Here is a 19067-nt window from a genome sequence, read left to right on the forward strand (position 1 = left end):
ACGGCTCAACCTGGAGGCTGCATCTAATAAGACGAATGAGAATCGAAATCCTGCCACTGTAAATGAAAGCAAATATTTCAGCGATGGCCATTAGGGGCTTTCGGGCCTGCCTGGGCCCTGGTTTTCTGCAGATTTTATCTGGGAGGGGTTGCCAACTGGGCATCAGCGGGCGGCACAGCGCCAGGAGGGGGCGCTGTGTATGGGGGAGGGCGCTTCAAGTTGAACAACATTGGGGCTGCGTTGCAGCCCCTGATATTCAGGCGCGGGTAAGCGCTACGACGTCATGTGCCCCCGTGGCTTGTTTGCTCAGGTGCTTGTACAGCGACTGACCGATTTCAGCGGCGCGTACCGGCAGCACAGACAGCAAGGTATCGCTCAGGCCATGGGATGCTTCGCAGAAGCCTTGTAGGTAGACACTGGCGCCGAACTCCGGGCTGGCCAGGGCGCGGTAGTCGCGGTCCACGTCGAAGTCCTTCAGGTGCTGCTGCAGGGGGGCGAGCAGTTCGCGGTGGGAGCGGCGCTCGTAGCCGGTGGCGAGGATGACCGCGTCGTAGCGATGGGTCTGGCGTACGTTGGTGGCCAGGTCGCGCAGGGTCAGTTCGATACCTTCGGCGGTGTTCACTACATCTTCGATAGTGCGACGGCAAAGTACGGCATGACGGTGATTGTGGGCGACCTTCTGGCGATAGAGAATGCCGTAGATGCGTTCGAGCAGGTCGACATCGACCACCGAGTAGTTGGTGTTGTGGTACTCGGCGATGAGTTTTTCGCGCTCGGCGTGGGGCTGGTTGAACACCAGGTCGGTGTACTCGGGGGCGAAGATCTCGTTGACGAACGGGCTGTCGTCGGCCGGCTTGAGCGCCGAGGCGCGCAGGACCATGTCGACCTTGACCGATGGGTAACTGTCGTTGAGGTCGATGAAGGCCTCGGCGGCGCTCTGGCCGGAGCCGACCACGGCGATGCGCATCGGCTTGCCCTCGGTGCAAGGCAGTTGCTGCAGGGCGCTCAGGTACTGGGAGTGGTGGAAGATACGAGGGTCGCCCTTGAAGGCGCGGAAGGCCTCGGGGATCTTCGGCGTGCCGCCGCTGCCGACCACCACCGAACGTGCACGGCGCAGGTGTTCGCGACCCTGCTGGTCGCGAGATACCAGGCGCAGGTGATCGACGCGACCGTCGCGCAGTTCCGGTTCGATGCGCAGCACCTCTTCGCCATACACCGCCTGGGTGGCGAAATGCTCGGCGGCCCAGCGCAGGTAGTCGTTGTATTCCAGTCGGCAGGGGTAGAACGTGCCGAGGTTGATGAAGTCGGCCAGGCGTTGTTTCTGGTGCAGGTAGTTGACGAAGCTGTATGGGCTGGTGGGGTTGCGCAGCGAGACCAGGTCCTTGAGGAAGGAAATCTGCAGTTCGCTCTGGGTGGCCAGGGTGTTGCCGTGCCAGCGGTAGTCGCTCTGCTTGTCGATGAACAGGGCATCGAGGGCATGGCCGTTGGTTTCGGCGAGCTCTTCCAAGGCAATGGCCAGGGCCAGGTTGGAAGGGCCGAAGCCGACGCCGATAAGGTCGTGGATTTTTTCGGGGGAAGAGGTCTGGCTCATGGAGGCGTTCCTTGGATAGTCGTATAGAGGCGCCGCGCAAGGCGCTCCGAGTCCTGCGCAAGTACACCGATTAGGACGAGCCGGAGGGTGGAGAATTTACCTGGGGGGGCTTGCGGCGGTCACTCGACTCAAGAAATGTCCTGGATAGCCGATAGAAGCGGGGTACAAGGACTCAAGTGAGGACATGGGGAACATGGTAGGAATCACCGCAATCAACATCCCCGCGGCATCGCTGCCCACTGCTGGCGAGGTGAGCGAGGCCGGGCAGGGGCGCCAGCGCGAAGGGCGCTTGCAGGTCGATGTGTCCGGGCTTCGTGGTGGCGAGCGAGCGCAACAGGCGCAAAGTGCCGAGGACAGCAGCGAGCCGCCGCACATCAAGCAATTGCGCGAGATGATCAAGAAGCTGCAGAAGCAGTTGGCCGAGGAGCAGAAGCAACTGGCCGAGCTCATGCAGCGGGAGATGGACGAAACCAGCAAGCTGGCGGCGGTCAGCGCCAAGCAGGCCAGCATCGCCACCCTCAATGGCGAGATCCTGGCGGCTACCGCCCAGTTGCTCGAAGCGCTGAGCAAAGCCGGTGGCAGCAGTGCTGGCGGTATGGTCAGCACCCAGGCCTGAGAGGGCCTGGGGTGTCACCTTGGGCTGCAACGCAGCCCTGGCCGCGCAGTCAATCCGCTGCCAGCCGCGCGCGGTTCTGGCGTTCGGCCTTGTACTGCATCGCCACCGCCGGCGCCGGCTTGGCCGTGCCGGTTTCCAGCCATTGGCGCATGCGGCTGGCATCGGCGAAGTGGGTGTACTTGCCGAAGGCGTCGAGGATCACCATGGCCACCGGGCGGTTGTCCATCTTGGTCAGCAGCACCAGGCAGTGGCCGGCATCGTTGGTGAAGCCGGTCTTGGTCAGCGTGATGTCCCAGTTGCTCTTGTTCACCAGGTGGTCGGTATTGCGAAAGCCCAGGGTGTAGTTGGGCTTGCGGAAGGCCACGGTCTTCTCGCGGGTGGTGGACAGCTCGCTGAGCATCGGGTACTTGCGCGACGCCAGCAGCAGCTTGGCCAGGTCGCGGGCCGTGGAGACGTTCTGGGTCGACAGGCCCGTGGGCTCGACATAGCGGGTCTGCGTCATGCCCAGGCTGCGGGCCTTGGCGTTCATCGCCTTGATGAAGGCGCCATAGCCACCCGGGTAATGGTTGGCCAGGCTATTGGCCGCCCGGTTCTCCGACGACATCAGGGTAATCAGCAAGGTCTCGCGCCGGTTCAGTTGGCTGCCCAGCCGCACCCGCGAATAGACACCTTTCATCTGTGGGTTGTTGGCGACGGTCATGGTGAGCATTTCGTCCATCGGCTGCCTGGCGTCGAGCACCACCATCGCGGTCATCAGCTTGGTCACCGAAGCGATGGGCACCACGCGGTCGGCATGGCTGGCGTACAGCTCCTTGTGGGTGTTCAGGTCGATCAGCAGGGCGCTGCCAGAGGCCAGGTGCAGCTTGGCGGGGTCGCGTTGTACCTGGGCCGAGGGTTGTGCAGCAGCGGTCGACGGAGGGATGGTGGTTCCTGTGAGCAACAGCAGCAGGCTGAGAATGGACAGGGGAGTTTTCACGTTGAGGCTCACTAAAGGTTGGTATGTCGTTGGCTGTGCAAGGGTTTCCCCCAGAAACCGTGCATTCTGGAGTATGGTCGAAGTGCTGTCGATTGCTCGTTGATCGCAGGCGTCGAAATGAAAAAAGCTTCATGCTGGAACGTTTCTCCCCGGCGCCGTTCGTCGGCTCGCCAGGTCAAAAAAAAGCCCGCCAGGGAAGGCGGGCAACAGAGGCATAGAGAGCAACGCACAACAAAATTCGTTCAGGCGAGCAAGCTTGTAGCCTGCAGTCGTTCGGCAAGGGCCTGGGCCGAAGCCCGCGATGCCAGCGGGCCGCTGACCGCCTCGCCATTGCGCACCAGGTACCAGCAGGCCAGCATTCCCTGTTCACGCAAGGGAGCCGGGACGGCGCTGCCGATGACGGACATGATCTGGATAGTGGCCATTGGGTATCTCCTGTGGAACTTGGCCCTACCTTACGGAGCCGTCGGCGCGTTTTGAAATCAACTTCCTCGATAGTGATCATTGCTTTTATCAACGATCGCCAGCGCAGTGGGTGTCCCCATGATGACAGCGGTGACCGTCAAGCGAGTAGCGGGTGCAGGGTAAAGGTTGTGTAAGGATGGCAGGCACTCTCTGTTACGCTGCATGAACGATTCAGCGAGAAGGAACAGGCAATGGCCATCCCACCCAGCAGAGACACCGTCCTGTGCATTTCCCTGGCCGGGCGGCCCGGCACCTTCGGGGTGCGCTTTCACAACCACCTCTACCAGCAGTTGGGCCTGGACTATTACTACAAGGCCATGACCACCCAGGACCTGCCGGCGGCGGTGGCGGGCATCCGGGCCCTGGGTATTCGCGGTTGTGGCGTGTCGATGCCCTACAAGGAAGCCTGCATGGCGCTGGTCGACGAGATCGACCCGTCGGCGGCGGCGATCGAATCGGTCAATACGCTGGTCAATAGCGACGGCCATCTGAAGGCGTACAACACCGACTACCTGGCGGTGCGCCAGTTGCTTGCACGGCATGAGGTCGATCCGGGTACCGCGTTTGCCTTGCGTGGCAGCGGCGGTATGGCCAAGGCGGTGGCCAGCGCGCTGCGGGACGCCGGGTTCCGGGAAGGGATCATCGTCGCCCGCAATGAGCAGGCCGGGCGGCAATTGGCGGATGTTTGCGGTTATCGCTGGCAGGCCGAGCTGGACGACCTGTGCCCGCCGATGCTGGTGAACGTCACCCCGATCGGCATGACGGGCGGGCCCGAGGCGCAGCAGCTGGCGTTTCCGGAAACTGCCATCGCGGCGGCCGAACGGGTATTCGACGTGGTCGCGATGCCGGCGCGCACGCCGTTGATCGCCCGGGCCGAGGTGTTGGGCAAGCCGGTCATCACTGGGTTGGAGGTCATTGCCCTGCAGGCGCTGGAGCAGTTCGTGCTGTACACCGGGGTGCGTCCGACGCAGGCGCAGGTGGACGCCGCGGTGGTCTATGCCCGGGGGCAGGATTGACGGGGCCGCTGTGCGGCCCCCGGTTCACCAAGGCTCAGAAGGCCTTGCGATGGCCATCCAGCTGCTGGTCGACCAGCCACCGCCCATGGGCGAGCGCCGCATGCTGGGCATTTTCCAGGTCGCAGAGAAACGCCATCTTCAATGGCAGCGCGATGCGCCTGCTGGTGTGCCCTTCCGGGTCGGTGATCCGGCAGCCGGCGGCATAGGGCAGGGGGGAGTCCGGGTGAGCCATCACGCTGGCGGTGATGGTGTGGTCGCGGTATTCACAGTGAAGGGTTTGCATCGTCCTTACCTCGCTGTGGCTTGGAAGCGGTCATTTCCATATACCACAGCGAGGGGCCGGGAGTTCCCGGCCCGACGAGCGTACCGCGCAGGTTTCAGCCCTGGAGTTCGCCAGGCTGGATGATTTCCACCCAGTAGCCGTCCGGGTCCTTGATGAACGCCAGGTGCTTCATGCGGCCATCACTCAGGCGCTTCTGGAAGGGGACTTCCAGGGCTTCGAAGCGCTCGCAGGCTGCGCGCACGTCCGGCACCGAGATGCAGATGTGGCCGAAGCCGCGCGGATCGGTGTTGCCGTCGTGGTAGGCGAACTCGGGGTCGTTCTCGGTGCCGTGGTTGTGGGTCAGCTCGAGCACGCCAGGGATCGACTTCATCCATTGGTGGCGCTCGGCGTCGTCGGCCGGGATCCGGGCCGGGTCGACCAGAGCCAGGAAGTACAGGCTGAAGGCCGCTTCCGGGAAGTCGCGCTTGTCCACCAGGCTGAAGCCCAGGACACGTGTGTAGAAGTCCAGGGACTTCTCGATGTCCTTGACCCGCAGCATGGTGTGGTTGAAGACGAAGTTGGCGGTGGCGGCGTCCGGCTGGGCGGTGACGCCGGGCAGGGTTTGCAGGTCGTGCAGGCTCATGGGTACTCCAGGAACGGGGCTGGGCCGTGAGGCGCCAGCGGTAAAGACAGGTGCGTCATGATACGGCAGTCAGGTGGGCGCGCAAATGAAAACGCCCTGCACGAAGGCAGGGCGCTGGAATTAGAGGCCCGCATGTGCGGGCGCGTGATGGGGTCGCTAGTCCTTTAGCTGGTTCGATACTGGACCAGCCGCTGTGAAAAAAGTGTGAAGTGTGTGTTGATGTTTCATGAGCGCACCCAACTTTCCACGGTCTTGGCGCCGTACTGTTCTTTCCAGGCCTTCAAGCCACGATGGTTGCCGCCTTTGGTCTCGATCAGCTCGCCGGTGTGCGGGTTCTCGTAGACCTTCACCACCCGCGGGCGGCGTTGCTGTTTCGGCGGTGTGCCCGGGGCCTTGGCCGCCTGCTTCGGATCGAGGATGGCAATGATGTCGCGCAGGCTCTTGTCATAGCTCTTCATCAGGCCGAGTAGTTTCTGCTCGAATTCGATTTCGCGTTTCAGGCCGGCATCCTTTTTCATCGCTTCCAGTTGCGCCATCTGCTCCTGAAGCGCTTTTTCGGCAGCACGAAACTCTGCAAGTCTGGACACTGTCATCACTCCTGTAAGTCTGCCGTGGCATGACGTGACGAACATTGAAAAGCAATAAACGCCGGCCACGCGGTGGGAAAAAACTGTTCGCTGATAATGAGTGTAGTAGTCGTCGGCTAGTGGGTAAACCGCAAACTTTCAATTCATTATCCGGGAACTTTGCTAGTTTTTTGCGCGGTATTGGCCAAGGTGCGCGGCATGCCCTGCCCGGGTGTCTAGACCATGGTCCAATGGCCTGTCGTAGAGCGTCCAGGCGATCATGGCAGATGATGGCGGGGGATCTTTTTCCGCTGTCTTGCAGCCCTGGGGGCAAACTGCGCTCCCGGTTGATATTCGCCCTTCTTTTCGGATGTCCCCTCGCATGTTTCCCCCCTTTCCCCTGGCCCCTGGGCGCCGTGTTGCCGGCCTGTTCTTGCTGTGCGCCGCTATCGATGCCCAGGCCGCCGGTTTTCTTGAAGACAGCACGGCCAAAGTCGAAGCACGCACTGTCTATTTCAACCGGGATTTGCGTGATGGCCACAGCAGTTCCAGCCAGGGCGCATCGAAGCGTGAAGAGTGGGCGCAGGGTTTCATCCTCGATGTTCGCTCCGGTTATACCCAGGGCCCACTGGGTTTCGGCGTGGATGCCCTGGGCATGGCCGGCTTCAAGCTCGACTCCAGCCCGGCAGACAGCAACAGTGGGCTGTTGCCCTCCAGTGGCCATGACCCGCGCCGTTCCGCCGACGAATACGCCAAGCTGGGCGTGGCCGGCAAGCTGAGGCTGTCGCGCACCGTGCTGCGTTATGGCTCGATGATGCCGGACATGCCGCTGCTCAAATACAACGATGGCCGCCTGCTGCCAACCCTGTTCCACGGTGCCATGCTGACTTCGCAGGAGGTGCGCGACCTGAAGCTCACCCTGGCACGCCTGGACAAGTACACCGCACGTGACTCCACCGACCGCCAGGACATTCGCGTCCACTGCAAGAACAAGCGCTACGCCTGCGGCATCGAGGCCGACCACTTCGACCTGGCCGGCCTCGACTACCGTTTCAATGACCGCCTCAGTGCCCAGTACCAGGTGGCGAAGCTGGAGAACATCTATCGCCAGCACTTCCTCGGCCTGGTGGCCAGCCAGCCGTTGACCCTGGGTAGCCTGGTCGCCGACCTGCGCCTGATCAAGAGCGACGACATCGGCAACGCCCGCGCCGGAGCGATCGACCACCGCGCCTTCAGTGGCATGCTCGGCTACAACCTGGGTGGCCACAAGGTCAGCGCCGGCTGGCAGCGCATGTACGGCGAGAGCGCGATGCCGTACCTCGACGGCAGCAATCCGTACCTGGTCAACTACGCCCAGGTCAACGACTTCGCCGCGGCCCAGGAGCGTTCCTGGCAACTGCGCTACGACTACGATTTCAAGGCTCTCGGCGTGCCGGGGCTGACCTTCTTCACCCGCTACATCAACGGCGACCATATCCGCGTGCCAGGCAGCACCGCCGAGGGCCGGGAGTGGGAACGCGACACCGAGCTCAAATACCAGGTGCAGGGTGGCACCTTCAAGGACCTCAGCGTGCGCCTGCGCAACTCCACCTACCGCAGCAACTACGCACAATGGGCGCGGGACATGGACGAGACGCGGATCATCGTTAGCTACAACTTCTCGATTTTGTAGGACGCTTTACCCGATGCGGGCGGACGGTCGACAATGGCCGCTGGTTTGCGGACGGGCGGGGCGATGAAACAACTTCTACTGATTGGCATCGGGCCAGGCGATCCTCGCCAGGTCACCTTCGAAGCGGTGGACGCGCTGCGGCGCGCCTCGGTGTTCTTCGTGCTGGACAAGGGCACCGACAAGGATGAGCTGGTGCGCCTGCGCAAGGCCATCCTCGAGCGCTACCGGCCGCAAGGTGGTTACCGCCTGGTGCAGGTCGAGGACCCGCGTCGCGATGGCCAAGCGCCGGACTATGTCGGTGCGGTGCAGGACTGGCACCAGCAACGTGCCGCCCTGTATGCCCGCCTGCTGGAGGACGAACTTGGCGTCGAGGATGTCGGCGCCTTCCTGCTGTGGGGCGAGCCGGGGCTGTACGACAGCACCCTGCGCATCCTCGACCTGGTCCGTGAACGGGGTGTGGCGCTGCGCCTGGAGGTGATTCCCGGGATCAGCAGCGTACAGGCCCTGGCGGCGCGTCACCAGATTCCCCTCAACCGTATCGGCGAGCCGCTCACCGTGCTGCCGGGCCGGCGCCTGGCCGGGCAGGCGCGTATCGACAACGTGGTGGTGATGCTCGACGGCCAGTGTGCCTTCGCCGAACTCGACGACCCGGGGCTGACGATCTACTGGGGCGCCTACCTGGGCAGCGCCGACGAGATACTCATCGCCGGGCCCCTGGTGGCGGTCAAGGCGCAGATCCTCGAGGCCCGCGAGCAGGCGCGGCGGCGCAAGGGCTGGATCATGGACACCTATCTGCTGCGGCGCTAGTGGCCTGCACGTCGGCCAGGCGGTTCTTCGCCTCGATCCATTGGGCCATGTACTGGGTGCTCTTGTGCTGGTGATGGCGCAGCATGGCGCCGGTGAAGTTGTACAGGCGCTGCTCGGCCAGGTGCGCCAGGCTGTGTTCGATCCGCTCGACCAGGGCCGGGCCGTGGCGACGCTGGTCGTAGCGCGCCTGGAGCAATGGCGCGCAGGCAGCTTGCGCCTGCTGCCAGGCTGCTTCGTCGCTGTACAGACGCACGGCGGCCTCGGCCAGCCCTTCGGCGGTGCTCGCCACCGCGCCGGGCCAGGGCAGTGGGCCATGCATGGCCTCGGCACCGATCGGCGTGGTCACGCTGGGTGTGCCGCAGAGCATGGCGTCGGTCAGCTTGCCCTTGATGCCGGCACCGAAGCGCAGCGGCGCCAGGCAGATGCGCGCGGCGCTCATCACCGCCAGGGCATCCTCGGCCCAGTCCTGCACATGGAAGCCTTCGCGCGGGTTGTGCAGGGCCGTGGCCTTGGGTGGGGTATAGGCACCGTACAGATGCAACTGGGCCTCGGGCAGGCGCCGGCGGATCATCGGCCAGAGGTTGTGCTTCATCCACAGCACCGCGTCCCAGTTCGGCGCATGGCGGAAATTACCGATGCTCAGGAAGTGCTGGCGTTCGGCGTACGGGCGCAGGCTCTGGGTGGCCGGGTCGAGCATCAGCGGGCACCAGTGCAGCAGGTAGTCCGGCACGCCGAAGCCGTTGACCAGCAGGTCGATCTCCACGTCGGAGATGATCAGCGACAGGTCGCTGCGGTAGATCGCCGCCAGTTCCCGCTGGGTCAGGTCGGCCGGCGCCATCTGGCGGAACAGGTCGGGGCCGCTGGTGTTGAACAGGGCGCGGAAATCGTTGGGGTCCAGGCCCTCCACCAAGCGCCGGCGCAGCAGCTGGTGGCGGGCCTCGCGCAGGCTCTGCAGGTCGGAGGTCTCCAGGACGCGCAGGGCCTGCGGGCAATGTTTCGCCACCCGCCAGCCGAACTGCTCCTCCATCATGAAACGGTCGAACAGCACGACGTCCGGGGCCAGGTCGACGACGAAGCGGTCGAAGCTTTCATCGTTGAGGGCGATGGCCTGTTCGGCGATACCCAGCGCGGCGAGGTCGGCCTTGTGCTCGCCGACGCTTGCCGGGCTGGCGAAGGTGATGCGCCAGCCGTGGGCCAGGAAGCTTTCGAGGATCTGCATCATGTGCCCGCCGGCGGCGGAGGAACGAGGCTCGGGCCAGACGTAGCCGATGACCAGGACGTGGAGCATGGGGGAGGGCCTTGGGGGTCAAAAGGTGCTATTTAATCATGAGTCGATGGGAATGGCCCTGTCCCCGCACCTCACGGCCTACCCAGTATCCCCACCACCTTTTCACGCAACTGCTCGATGCTGAACGGCTTGCCGATCAGGTGCATGCCCGGCGGCACCTCGACGCTTTCGGCATAGCCGCTGGCGAACAGCACCGGCAGTTGTGGCCTTGCCTGCCGCGCCCGGGCCGCCAGTTCCTCGCCGCGCATGTCTGGCAGGCCCACATCGGTCATCAGCAGGGCCAGGGGCTGCCCGGGATCCTCGAGGATCGCCAGCGCGGCAGTGGCGCTTGCTGCTTCGATGGCCGTATAGCCCAACTCGTCGAGCACTTCGACCATCAGCATGCGTACGATGTCGTCGTCTTCGACTACCAGAAGTTGCATGATCCGGGGTCCTGTTCAGGGAAAAGGGGATTTCTACTCAGTGCCTGCGGCGCTGGCAGAAGTTCCCCCCAGCATAACGATCGGCACCTTTCCAGGGAACGATTGGCGCAGGGTACCTTCAAATACTGGCTAAGTGCCCTGTCAGACCTGGCAAAGCTGGTTAGACTCGCTATGAAGCCAGTGGGCGCAGCGGCAGGACCTGCCCACCAGGCCCTTCAATGGACTTTTTTCGCTCAGGCGTTTTCAGATGATTCAAGCAGCCTCGATGGATCAGCAAAGCTTTCGCAAGCTGTTGAGCCGCAACATCGGTCTCCCCCTGGGGGTGGGCCTGCTGGGCGCCGTGGCCTTCGTCGCGGTGATCAACTACCTGCTCTCGGCCATGCAGTGGGTCGAGCATACCGATCAGGTGATCGGCAATGCCAACGAGACGGTCAAGCTTTCGATCGACATGGAAACCGGCATGCGCGGTTTCCTGATCACCGGCGACGAGCGCTTCCTCGACCCGTACGAGGTGGCCAAGCCACGCATCTTCAGCAGCCTGCAGAGCCTGCGCGCCATGGTGGCGGACAACCCGCAGCAGGTCGAGCGCATCGACCGGCTGATCGCCTTGCAGCGCGCCTGGAACGACTTCGGCGGCGCCATGATCGCCCTGCGCCGCAACCAGGGCGACTACCAGAGCAGCATTGGCAACGGCCAGGGCAAGCGCCTGACCGACGAGATCCGCAAGGAGTTCGACGATCTCATCGCCAGCGAGCAGCAACTGCGCATGACGCGCAATGCGACGGTCAACACCGTCACGATGACGGCCATCAGCGTCTTCGTGGCGTTGATCGTCGCCCTGACCGGGCTGCTGGCGTACCTGGGCCGGCGTGACCTGCTGGCGCTGTCCGACAGCTATGTCGACAACCTGCAGGCCCAGCAGCGCGCGGCCGAGCGGCTGGAGCAACAGGCCTGGCTGCGCAACGGCCAGACCCAGTTGGCCGAGCAGGTGCTGGGCCAGTTGACCCTGCCCATGCTCGGCGACAATGTCTTGCGTTTCTTCGCCAGCTACCTGGGCAGCGTAGTAGGGGCCTTCTACATACGCGACGAGCAGGGGCATCTGGTTCGGGTAGCCAGCTATGGGCTGGATGCCGAGGAACAGGCCCGCGAGCAACGGCTCGGCAGCCAGGAAGGGCTGCTGGCCCAGGCGGTTCGCCAGTCGCGCCTGCTGCGCCTGGACGATCTGCCGCAAGACTACTACCGCCTGAGCTCCGGCCTGGGCAGCGGCCTGCCACGCAGTGCCTTGCTGATGCCGCTCAGCGATGACGGCCAGGTCAATGGCGTCATCGAGCTGGGCTTCTTGCGGCCGTTGCACGAACGCGACGGCGAGCTGTTGCAGCAGGTCGGCGGCAACCTGGGCATTTCCATCGAAACCGCCCGCTACCGCCAGCGTCTGCAGGAGGTGCTGGCCGAGACCCAGCAGCTCAACGAAGAGCTGCAGGTCCAGCAGGAAGAGCTCAAGACCGCCAACGAGGAACTGGAAGAACAGTCGCGGGTGCTCAAGGAGTCCCAGGCCCATCTGGAGACCCAGCAGGCAGAGCTCGAGCAGACCAACGAGCAGTTGGCCGAGCGCACCGAGGCCCTGGACCGCAAGAACAGCGAGCTGAACCAAGCCCAGCTGGAATTGCAGGCTCGCGCCGAGGACCTGCAGCGCTCGAACAGGTACAAGTCCGAGTTCCTCGCCAACATGTCCCACGAGTTGCGCACGCCGCTCAACAGCTCGCTGATCCTGGCCAAGCTGCTGGCCGAGAACGCCGAAGGCAACCTCAGCGAGGAACAGGTCAAGTTCGCCGAGTCGATCTACTCGGCCGGTAACGACCTGCTCAACCTGATCAACGACATCCTGGACATCGCCAAGGTCGAGGCCGGCAAGCTCGAGGTACGTCCGGAGCCCACCCAGCTCGAACGCCTGGTAGAAGGGTTGCAGGCCATGTTCCAGCCCCTGGCCCAGGACAAGGGCCTGGCCTTCAAGGTTCAGGTCGAGCCGCAGGTGCCGGCGACCTTGTTCACCGACCGCCAGCGCCTGGAGCAGATTCTCAAGAACCTGTTGTCCAACGCCATCAAGTTCACCGAGCACGGCCAGGTCAGCCTGGACATCAGCCAGCAGGCCGGGCAGGGCATCGTTTTCACCGTGCGCGACAGTGGCATCGGCATCGCCGCCGACCAGCAGCAGGCGATCTTCGGCGCCTTTCACCAGGTCGACGGCACCAGCAACCGCCGCTATGGCGGCACCGGCCTGGGCCTGTCGATCTCCCGCGACCTTGCCCACCTGCTCGGCGGACACATCAGCGTCGACAGCAGCCCTGGCCAGGGCAGCGTGTTCAGCCTGGTCCTGCCGGCGCGTTACGAGGCACCGGAGGAACAGGACCACGCGCACAGCCCGCGACCTGACGCCGATGAACCGCCGGCACCGCTGACGATGCCGGTGCCCGTCCAGGCGCCACGCCAGGCCCCGGCATTCGCCGACGACCGCGAGCGGGCGCCGTTCACCCGGCGCTGCATCCTGGTAGTCGAGGACGAGCCGAACTTCGCCCGTATCCTTTTCGACCTGGCCCACGAGCTGGGCTACGACTGCCTGGTGGCCCAGGCCGCCGACGAAGGCTTCGCCCTGGCCGTGCAATACACGCCGGACGCCATCCTGCTCGACATGCGCCTGCCCGACCACTCCGGGCTCACCGTGCTGCAGCGCCTCAAGGAGCAGGCCTCGACCCGCCACATCCCGGTGCACATCCTCTCGGTGGAGGACCGCGTCGAGGCGGCCATGCACATGGGCGCGGTGGGCTATGCGGTCAAGCCCACCAGCCGCGAGGAGCTCAAGGACGTGTTCGCCCGCCTGGAAGCCAAGCTCACCCAGAAGCTCAAGCACATCCTGCTGGTGGAGGACGATGACCTGCAGCGCGAGAGCATCGCTCGGCTGATCGGCGACGACGACATCGAGATCACTGCCGTGGCCCTGGCCCAGGACGCCCTGGCGCTGTTGCGCGAGCACGTCTACGACTGCATGATCATCGACCTGAAGCTGCCGGACATGCTCGGCAACGAGCTGCTCAAGCGCATGACCTGCGAGCAGATCCGCGCCTTCCCGCCGGTGATCGTCTACACCGGGCGCAACCTCACCCGCGAGGAAGAGGCCGATCTGCTCAAGTACTCGCGCTCGATCATCATCAAGGGCGCGCGCTCGCCGGAGCGCCTGCTCGACGAGGTCACCCTGTTCCTGCACAAGGTCGAGTCGCAGCTGTCCCACGAGCGCCAACGCATGCTCAAGACCGCGCGCAGCCGCGACAAGGTCTTCGAAGGGCGCAGGATCCTGCTGGTGGACGACGATGTGCGCAACATCTTCGCCCTGACCAGCGCCTTGGAGCACAAGGGCGCCATCGTCGAGATCGGCCGCAACGGGCGCGAGGCCATCGAGCGCCTGGAGCTGCACGAGGACATCGACCTGGTGCTGATGGACGTGATGATGCCGGAGATGGACGGCTACGAGGCGACCCGGCTGATCCGCCAACAGCCCCGCTGGCGCAAGCTGCCGATCATCGCCGTGACCGCCAAGGCGATGAAGGATGACCAGCAGCGTTGCCTGCAGGCCGGTGCCAACGACTACCTGGCCAAGCCGATCGACCTGGACCGGCTGTTTTCCCTGATCCGTGTCTGGCTGCCGCAACTGGAGCGAATTTGACTAGCGAACGTAACACCGATATCGAGATCCGGCTGCTGATCGAGGCGATCTACCTCAAGTACAGCTACGATTTCCGCGATTATTCCGGCGCTTCGATCAAGCGCCGGATCCTGCATGCCTTGCGCCAGTTCGACTGCCGTACGGTGTCGGCGCTGCAGGAGCGGGTGCTGCACGACCCGGGCATGTTCATGCAGCTGCTGCAGTACCTGACGATCCCGGTCAGCGAGATGTTCCGCGACCCGGGGCACTTCCTCGCGCTGCGCAACGAGGTGGTGCCGCTGCTGCGCACCTGGCCGTCGCTCAAGGTATGGATCGCCGGTTGCAGCACGGGCGAGGAAGTCTATTCGATGGCCATCCTGCTGCACGAGGAAGGCCTGCTCGAGCGCACCATCATCTATGCCACCGACATCAACCCGCACTCGCTGGAAAAAGCCAAGCAAGGCATCTACTCGCTGCAGGACCTGCACAAGTATGCCGAGAACTACCGCAAGGCCGGTGGGCGTCGCGACTTCTCCGAGTACTACACCGCCGCCTATGGCAACGGGATCATGGACGCCAGCCTGCGCGACAACGTGACCTTCGCCGACCACAGCCTGGCCACCGACAGCGTGTTCTCCGAGACCCAGCTGGTGTCTTGCCGCAACGTGCTGATCTATTTCAACAAGGACCTGCAGGACCGCGCCCTGGGCCTGTTCCACGAGTCGTTGTGCCACCGCGGCTTCCTGGTCCTGGGCAGCAAGGAGTCGGTGGACTTTTCCGCCTACGGCGAGCGTTTCGAGGCGCTGGTACGGCCCGAACGGATCTACCGCAAATCATGAACGGGGTAGAGGCGGTGGTCATCGGCGCTTCGGCCGGCGGTGTCGCGGCGCTGTTCAAGGTGCTCGATGCCTTGCCGCCGGGGTTCGGCATCCCGGTGCTGTGCGTGTTGCACCTGCCTGACGACCGCCACAGCCAGCTGGCCGAGGTGCTGCAGCGGCGCCTGCACCGGCCAGTGCGCGAGGCCCGTGACAAGGAGCGCATCGCGCCGGGGCTGATCTACGTGGCCGGGCCTGGCTACCACCTGTCGGTGGAGCGTGACCTGACCCTGTCGCTGAGCCAGGAAGAGCCGGTGCATTTCTCCCGCCCGGCGATCGACTTCCTGTTCCAGTCGGCGGCCGATGCCTATGGCCCCGGTTTGCTTGGCGTGCTGCTCACCGGTGCCAACGAAGACGGTGCCCAGGGGCTTGCCTGCATCAAGAACAGCGGGGGCCGGACCGTGGTCCAGGACCCCCGCGACGCACAGGTCGCGCTGATGCCGGAGGCCGCACTGGCCCTGCATCGGCCCGACCATATCCTTTCCCTGAACGGTATCGGGCAACTGCTCGCGACCCTGGAACCCTGCGCATGCTAAGCCATATCATCGCCAAACTGCTGATCGTCGACGACCTGCCGGAAAACCTGCTGGCCCTCGACGCCCTGATCCAGGGTGCGGATCGCGAAGTGCACAGGGCCCAGTCCGCCGAGCAGGCATTGTCGCTGATGCTCGAGCATGAGTTCGCGCTGGCCATCCTCGATGTGCAGATGCCGGGCATGAACGGCTTCGAGCTGGCCGAGCTGATGCGCGGTATCGAGAAGACCAAGAGCATCCCGATCGTCTTCGTCAGCGCCGCCGGGCGGGAGATGAACTATGCCTTCAAGGGCTACGAGAGCGGCGCGGTGGACTTCCTGCACAAGCCTCTCGATACCCTGGCGGTGAAGAGCAAGGTCTCGGTGTTCGTCGACCTGTACCGCCAGCGCAAGGCCCTCAATCGCCAACTGGAAGCCCTCGAGCACAGCCGCCAGGAGCAGGAGCAGTTGTTGGCCCAGCTGCAGGTGGCGCGCAGCGAGCTGGAGCATGCGGTGCGCATGCGCGACGACTTCATGTCGATCGTCTCGCACGAGGTGCGCACGCCGCTCAATGGCCTGATCCTCGAGACCCAGCTGCGCAAGATGCACCTGGCCAGGGGCAACCTCGCGGCCTTCACCGAAGACCGCTTGCGCGCCATGGTCGAGCGTGACGAACGGCAGATCAACAGCCTGATCCGGCTGATCGAGGACATGCTCGATGTGTCGCGGATACGCACCGGCAAGTTGTCGATCCGCACCCAGCCGTTCGATCTCGGCCACCTGGTACGGGGGTTGGTCGAGAACTTCGCGGCCCAGGCCACCGCCCTCGACACCCACATCGAACTGGAGCGCTGCGAGGCATTGCCGGGGGAGTGGGATGAGTTCCGCATCGAGCAGGTGGTGGCCAACCTGTTGTCCAATGCCCTGCGTTATGGCGAGCGGCGGCCGGTACGGGTGCGGGTGTTCGAGGCGCACGGCATGGCCTGTGTGCAGGTTCAGGACCAGGGCATCGGCATCAGCGCTGCTAACCAGCAACGGATCTTCCAGCAGTTCGAGCGGGTCGCTGCGCAGCAGGCCAGTGGCGGCCTGGGGCTTGGCCTGTACATCTGCGAGCAGATTGTCCAGGCTCACGGCGGGCGTATCCAGGTCGACAGTGAGGAGGGCAAGGGGGCGACCTTCAGCCTGTACCTGCCGCTGGCGACGGCACGGCGAGAAAGCGACCAGGCGCAGGCAACCTCTGCGTGAGCCTGGGGTCAGATAGCCAACCTGTTGAATTGCAAGGCGCTGCCATGAGTGAAGATGCACAAGATGTCGTATTGATCGTCGAGGACGAGCCGGCGATTCGCATGATCCTGCGCGATTACCTGGCAGGCGAGGGCTACCATGTGCTGGTGGCCGAGGATGGCGAGCAGGCCTTCGCCATCCTTGCCAGCAAGCCGCACCTGGACCTGATGGTGACCGATTTCCGCCTGCCGGGCGGGATCTCCGGCGTGGATATCGCCGAGCCGGCGGTCAAGCTGCGGCCGGACCTGAAGGTGATCTTCATCAGCGGTTATCCGGCGGAAATCCGCGATTGCGGCAGCCCTATCACGCGCAAGGCGCCGATCCTGGCCAAGCCGTTCGACCTCGATAACCTGCGCGAACAGATCCAGGAATTGTTGCGCTGATGATGACACCAGGCCTGGGCAAGGCCCGTTAGGAAGACCATGTGGCAATTTGATCCGGTATCGCTCAGGCTCTTCATCGCTGCGTGCGAGGAGGGCAGTATCGCGGCGGCCGCGGCACGGGAGTTCATCGCGCCTTCAGCGGTGAGCAAGCGGATCTCGGACATCGAGTCGGCCTTCGCCACCGCGTTGCTGGTGCGCGGCAAGAAAGGCGTGGCGCCCACCCCGGCCGGGCAAGCGTTGCTCCGCCATGCACGAAAGTTCATGCGCGACATCGAGCGCCTGCAAGGCGAGCTGAGCGAATATGCCGAAGGTGCTCGCGGCCATGTGCGGGTGCTGGCCAACGTGTCGTCGCTCATGGAGTTCCTGCCCGAAGAGCTCGCCCGCTTCCTGGCCGAGAACGAACATATCCAGGTCGATGTCGAGGAGCGGTTCAGCTCGGATGTGGTACGTGGCATCGAGGAAGGGCAGGCTGATATCGGCGTCTGCCGCAAGTCCATGGCCGAAGGCGACCTGGAGTTCCATCCGTACCGCAGCGACCACCTGGCGGTCGTGGTCAATGCCCGCCACCCCCTGGCGGGCCGTGAAAGCCTCAGCTTCGTCGAGACGCTGGATTTCCATCACCTCAACATCTCGGCCTTTTCCACGCTCGGTACCCAGATGCAGAAACGGGCCCGTGCGGCGGGCAAGGACTTGCAGTACCGAACCTGCGTATCGTCCTTCGATGCGGCGCTGCGCCTGGTGGCTGCAGGCATGGTGCTGGCCATCTTTCCCCGCGAGGCGGTGGCGCGGTATGTGGAGCTGTTCGGGCTGCGGGTCATTCCGCTGACCGATGACTGGGTCACGGACGAGTTCGTCATCTGCGTGCGGGACAGCGCGAGCCTTTCGCTTGCGGCCAGGCGCCTGCTCGATCATCTCTTGGCCACACCTGTTTCCGCATAGGCAAGCGGCACCGGCGTCGCGCTATCCATCGCCGACGGAGATGGATAGCACCGCCAAAAACGTCTTTTCCGCGCTTTGCGAGCTCCTTAGGCTGGCAGCACTTCCTCTCGCCTGGGGCCGGCATGAACCACATCACCTTGAACGAAGTCGGCATGCGCGATGGCTTGCAGAGCCTTCGCAGCATCATGCCCACCGCCGCGAAGCTGAAATGGATCGACATGGCCTACGAGGCCGGTGTGCGGCACATGGAGGTCGCATCGTTCGTGCCCGCCAAGCGCCTGCCGCAAATGGCCGATGCCGACGCGGTCGTCGCCCATGCCCTGGCCTTTGCGGACCTGACCGTCACGGTGCTGGCGCCCAATCTGCACGGGGCACAGGCCGCGCTCGCCTCTGGCGCCCAGCGCATCATCGTGCCGGTGTCGGTCAGTGCCGCCCACAGCCTGTCGAACGTGCGCCGTAGCCCGGAGCAGATGGTCGAAGCGTTCGCCCGCATGTGCGAGCTGCGCGACCAGGCAGGCCATCCGGTGACGATGATCGCCGGCATGTCGACCGCCTTCGGCTGCACCTTGCAAGGGCAGGTTCCCCTGCACGACCTGCTCGCGTTGACAGCGAAGGTCGTGCAGGCCGGTTGCGACATCGTTTCCCTGGCCGATACCACCGGCCACGCCACCCCGGGCCAGGTCGAGCGAACGCTGCAGGCGGTGCGAGCCGTTGCCGGCGACAAGCTGCGCTCGGTGCATTTCCACGATACCCGCGGGCAGGCCCTGGCCAACTCGCTGGTGGCTGTCCAGCACGGCATTCGTGAGCTGGATGCGTCCCTGGGCGGCATTGGCGGGTGTCCGTTCGCCCCGGGGGTGTCGGGTAACGCCGTCAGCGAAGACCTGGTGTTCATGCTCGAGGGCATGGGCTTTCGAACCGGTATCGACATCGAGCGCTTGCTGGCGTGCCGGAAAGCCGTCGAAACCTCGCTGCCTGGCGAACAGCTGCATGGCCACCTCGCACGTGCCGGCCTGCCCAGGCGCGTTCCAACCTTTGCTTGATTCACTCGGGCGTGAAG

General features: G+C 64.4%; 19 protein-coding genes. 11 read left to right on the forward strand and 8 right to left on the reverse strand.

The features are described 5' to 3' along the window. Nucleotides 1–256: 256 nt before the first annotated feature. Nucleotides 257–1591: a lysine N(6)-hydroxylase/L-ornithine N(5)-oxygenase family protein gene (locus ABFA30_RS00965; protein ID WP_410045068.1), complete on the reverse strand. Its 1335-nt coding sequence runs from the start codon at nt 1589–1591 to the stop codon at nt 257–259. Nucleotides 1592–1784: 193 nt separating this feature from the next. Here ABFA30_RS00965 and ABFA30_RS00970 point away from each other — a divergent pair, with 193 nt between their 5' ends. Continuing rightward, on the forward strand, nt 1785–2207 hold the full coding sequence (locus ABFA30_RS00970) for a hypothetical protein (protein WP_253081088.1): 423 nt from the start codon (nt 1785–1787) through the stop codon (nt 2205–2207). A 49-nt stretch (nt 2208–2256) separates the two neighbouring features. Here the strand turns inward: ABFA30_RS00970 and pbpG are convergent, their stop codons facing one another. Beyond that, nucleotides 2257–3183, reverse strand: a complete 927-nt coding sequence (gene pbpG, locus ABFA30_RS00975; RefSeq protein WP_410045069.1) for a D-alanyl-D-alanine endopeptidase — start codon at nt 3181–3183, stop codon at nt 2257–2259. A 242-nt stretch (nt 3184–3425) separates the two neighbouring features. Then, a complete protein-coding gene (locus ABFA30_RS00980) occupies nt 3426–3608 on the reverse strand; it encodes a hypothetical protein (RefSeq protein WP_225790343.1) in 183 nt (60 codons plus the stop codon). Between the two features lie 231 nt (nt 3609–3839). On the opposite strand from ABFA30_RS00980, the gene ABFA30_RS00985 reads away from it, so the two are divergent. Next, nucleotides 3840–4664 (forward strand): shikimate 5-dehydrogenase, encoded by an 825-nt coding sequence (locus tag ABFA30_RS00985; RefSeq protein WP_410045070.1) that lies wholly within the window; start codon nt 3840–3842, stop codon nt 4662–4664. Between the two features lie 34 nt (nt 4665–4698). Here the strand turns inward: ABFA30_RS00985 and ABFA30_RS00990 are convergent, their stop codons facing one another. The 3 genes from ABFA30_RS00990 to ABFA30_RS01000 form a co-directional block, all read right to left on the reverse strand. Continuing rightward, nucleotides 4699–4947 carry a hypothetical protein gene (locus ABFA30_RS00990; protein ID WP_225790345.1) on the reverse strand — a complete coding sequence of 83 codons (249 nt, stop codon included), beginning with the start codon at nt 4945–4947 and terminating at the stop codon, nt 4699–4701. Nucleotides 4948–5041: 94 nt separating this feature from the next. Beyond that, entirely contained in the window at nt 5042–5569 is a 528-nt protein-coding gene (gene gloA / locus ABFA30_RS00995; RefSeq protein ID WP_225790346.1) for a lactoylglutathione lyase, read from the reverse strand. 224 nt (nt 5570–5793) lie between these two features. Continuing rightward, the gene (locus tag ABFA30_RS01000) at nt 5794–6156 is read right to left on the reverse strand and encodes a histone-like nucleoid-structuring protein, MvaT/MvaU family (RefSeq protein WP_225790363.1); all 363 of its coding nucleotides are present in this window, start codon (nt 6154–6156) and stop codon (nt 5794–5796) included. Between the two features lie 361 nt (nt 6157–6517). Between ABFA30_RS01000 and ABFA30_RS01005 the strand changes: the two genes are divergently transcribed. Together ABFA30_RS01005 and cobF are read left to right on the forward strand one after the other, a co-directional pair. Next, complete coding sequence (locus ABFA30_RS01005; protein ID WP_410045071.1) at nt 6518–7807, forward strand: OprD family porin; 1290 nt, start codon at nt 6518–6520, stop codon at nt 7805–7807. A gap of 63 nt (nt 7808–7870) precedes the next feature. Further along, entirely contained in the window at nt 7871–8614 is a 744-nt protein-coding gene (gene cobF, locus ABFA30_RS01010) for a precorrin-6A synthase (deacetylating) (protein ID WP_225790348.1), read from the forward strand. On the opposite strand, the gene ABFA30_RS01015 is transcribed toward cobF, so the two are convergent. Both ABFA30_RS01015 and ABFA30_RS01020 read right to left on the reverse strand, forming a co-directional pair. Beyond that, nucleotides 8586–9902 (reverse strand): glycosyltransferase, encoded by a 1317-nt coding sequence (locus ABFA30_RS01015; protein ID WP_410045072.1) that lies wholly within the window; start codon nt 9900–9902, stop codon nt 8586–8588. The genes cobF and ABFA30_RS01015 overlap by 29 nt on opposite strands. 71 nt (nt 9903–9973) lie before the next feature. Continuing rightward, nucleotides 9974–10324: a response regulator gene (locus tag ABFA30_RS01020; protein ID WP_368816168.1), complete on the reverse strand. Its 351-nt coding sequence runs from the start codon at nt 10322–10324 to the stop codon at nt 9974–9976. 247 nt (nt 10325–10571) lie between these two features. Between ABFA30_RS01020 and ABFA30_RS01025 the strand changes: the two genes are divergently transcribed. The 7 genes from ABFA30_RS01025 to ABFA30_RS01055 all read left to right on the forward strand — a co-directional run bounded on the left by ABFA30_RS01025 (nt 10572) and on the right by ABFA30_RS01055 (nt 19050). Next, nucleotides 10572–14039 (forward strand): response regulator, encoded by a 3468-nt coding sequence (locus ABFA30_RS01025; protein ID WP_410045073.1) that lies wholly within the window; start codon nt 10572–10574, stop codon nt 14037–14039. After that, entirely contained in the window at nt 14036–14857 is an 822-nt protein-coding gene (locus tag ABFA30_RS01030; RefSeq protein WP_225790352.1) for a CheR family methyltransferase, read from the forward strand. The genes ABFA30_RS01025 and ABFA30_RS01030 overlap by 4 nt, the downstream gene beginning before the upstream one ends. Further along, complete coding sequence (locus ABFA30_RS01035) at nt 14854–15429, forward strand: chemotaxis protein CheB (RefSeq protein WP_410045074.1); 576 nt, start codon at nt 14854–14856, stop codon at nt 15427–15429. Before ABFA30_RS01030 ends, ABFA30_RS01035 begins: the two co-directional genes overlap by 4 nt. Beyond that, nucleotides 15423–16649, forward strand: coding sequence for a hybrid sensor histidine kinase/response regulator (locus ABFA30_RS01040; RefSeq protein WP_225790354.1), 1227 nt, complete (start codon nt 15423–15425; stop codon nt 16647–16649). Before ABFA30_RS01035 ends, ABFA30_RS01040 begins: the two co-directional genes overlap by 7 nt. Before the next feature lie 44 nt (nt 16650–16693). Next, the gene (locus tag ABFA30_RS01045; RefSeq protein ID WP_225790355.1) at nt 16694–17071 is read left to right on the forward strand and encodes a response regulator; all 378 of its coding nucleotides are present in this window, start codon (nt 16694–16696) and stop codon (nt 17069–17071) included. A 39-nt stretch (nt 17072–17110) separates the two neighbouring features. Then, the gene (locus ABFA30_RS01050; RefSeq protein WP_225790356.1) at nt 17111–18010 is read left to right on the forward strand and encodes a LysR substrate-binding domain-containing protein; all 900 of its coding nucleotides are present in this window, start codon (nt 17111–17113) and stop codon (nt 18008–18010) included. Between the two features lie 122 nt (nt 18011–18132). Then, complete coding sequence (locus tag ABFA30_RS01055; protein ID WP_225790357.1) at nt 18133–19050, forward strand: hydroxymethylglutaryl-CoA lyase; 918 nt, start codon at nt 18133–18135, stop codon at nt 19048–19050. The last annotated feature ends 17 nt before the right edge of the window (nt 19051–19067 follow it).

The sequence above is a fragment of the Pseudomonas sp. HLMP genome (assembly GCF_046365545.1).
Taxonomy (GTDB): domain Bacteria; phylum Pseudomonadota; class Gammaproteobacteria; order Pseudomonadales; family Pseudomonadaceae; genus Aquipseudomonas; species Aquipseudomonas guariconensis_B.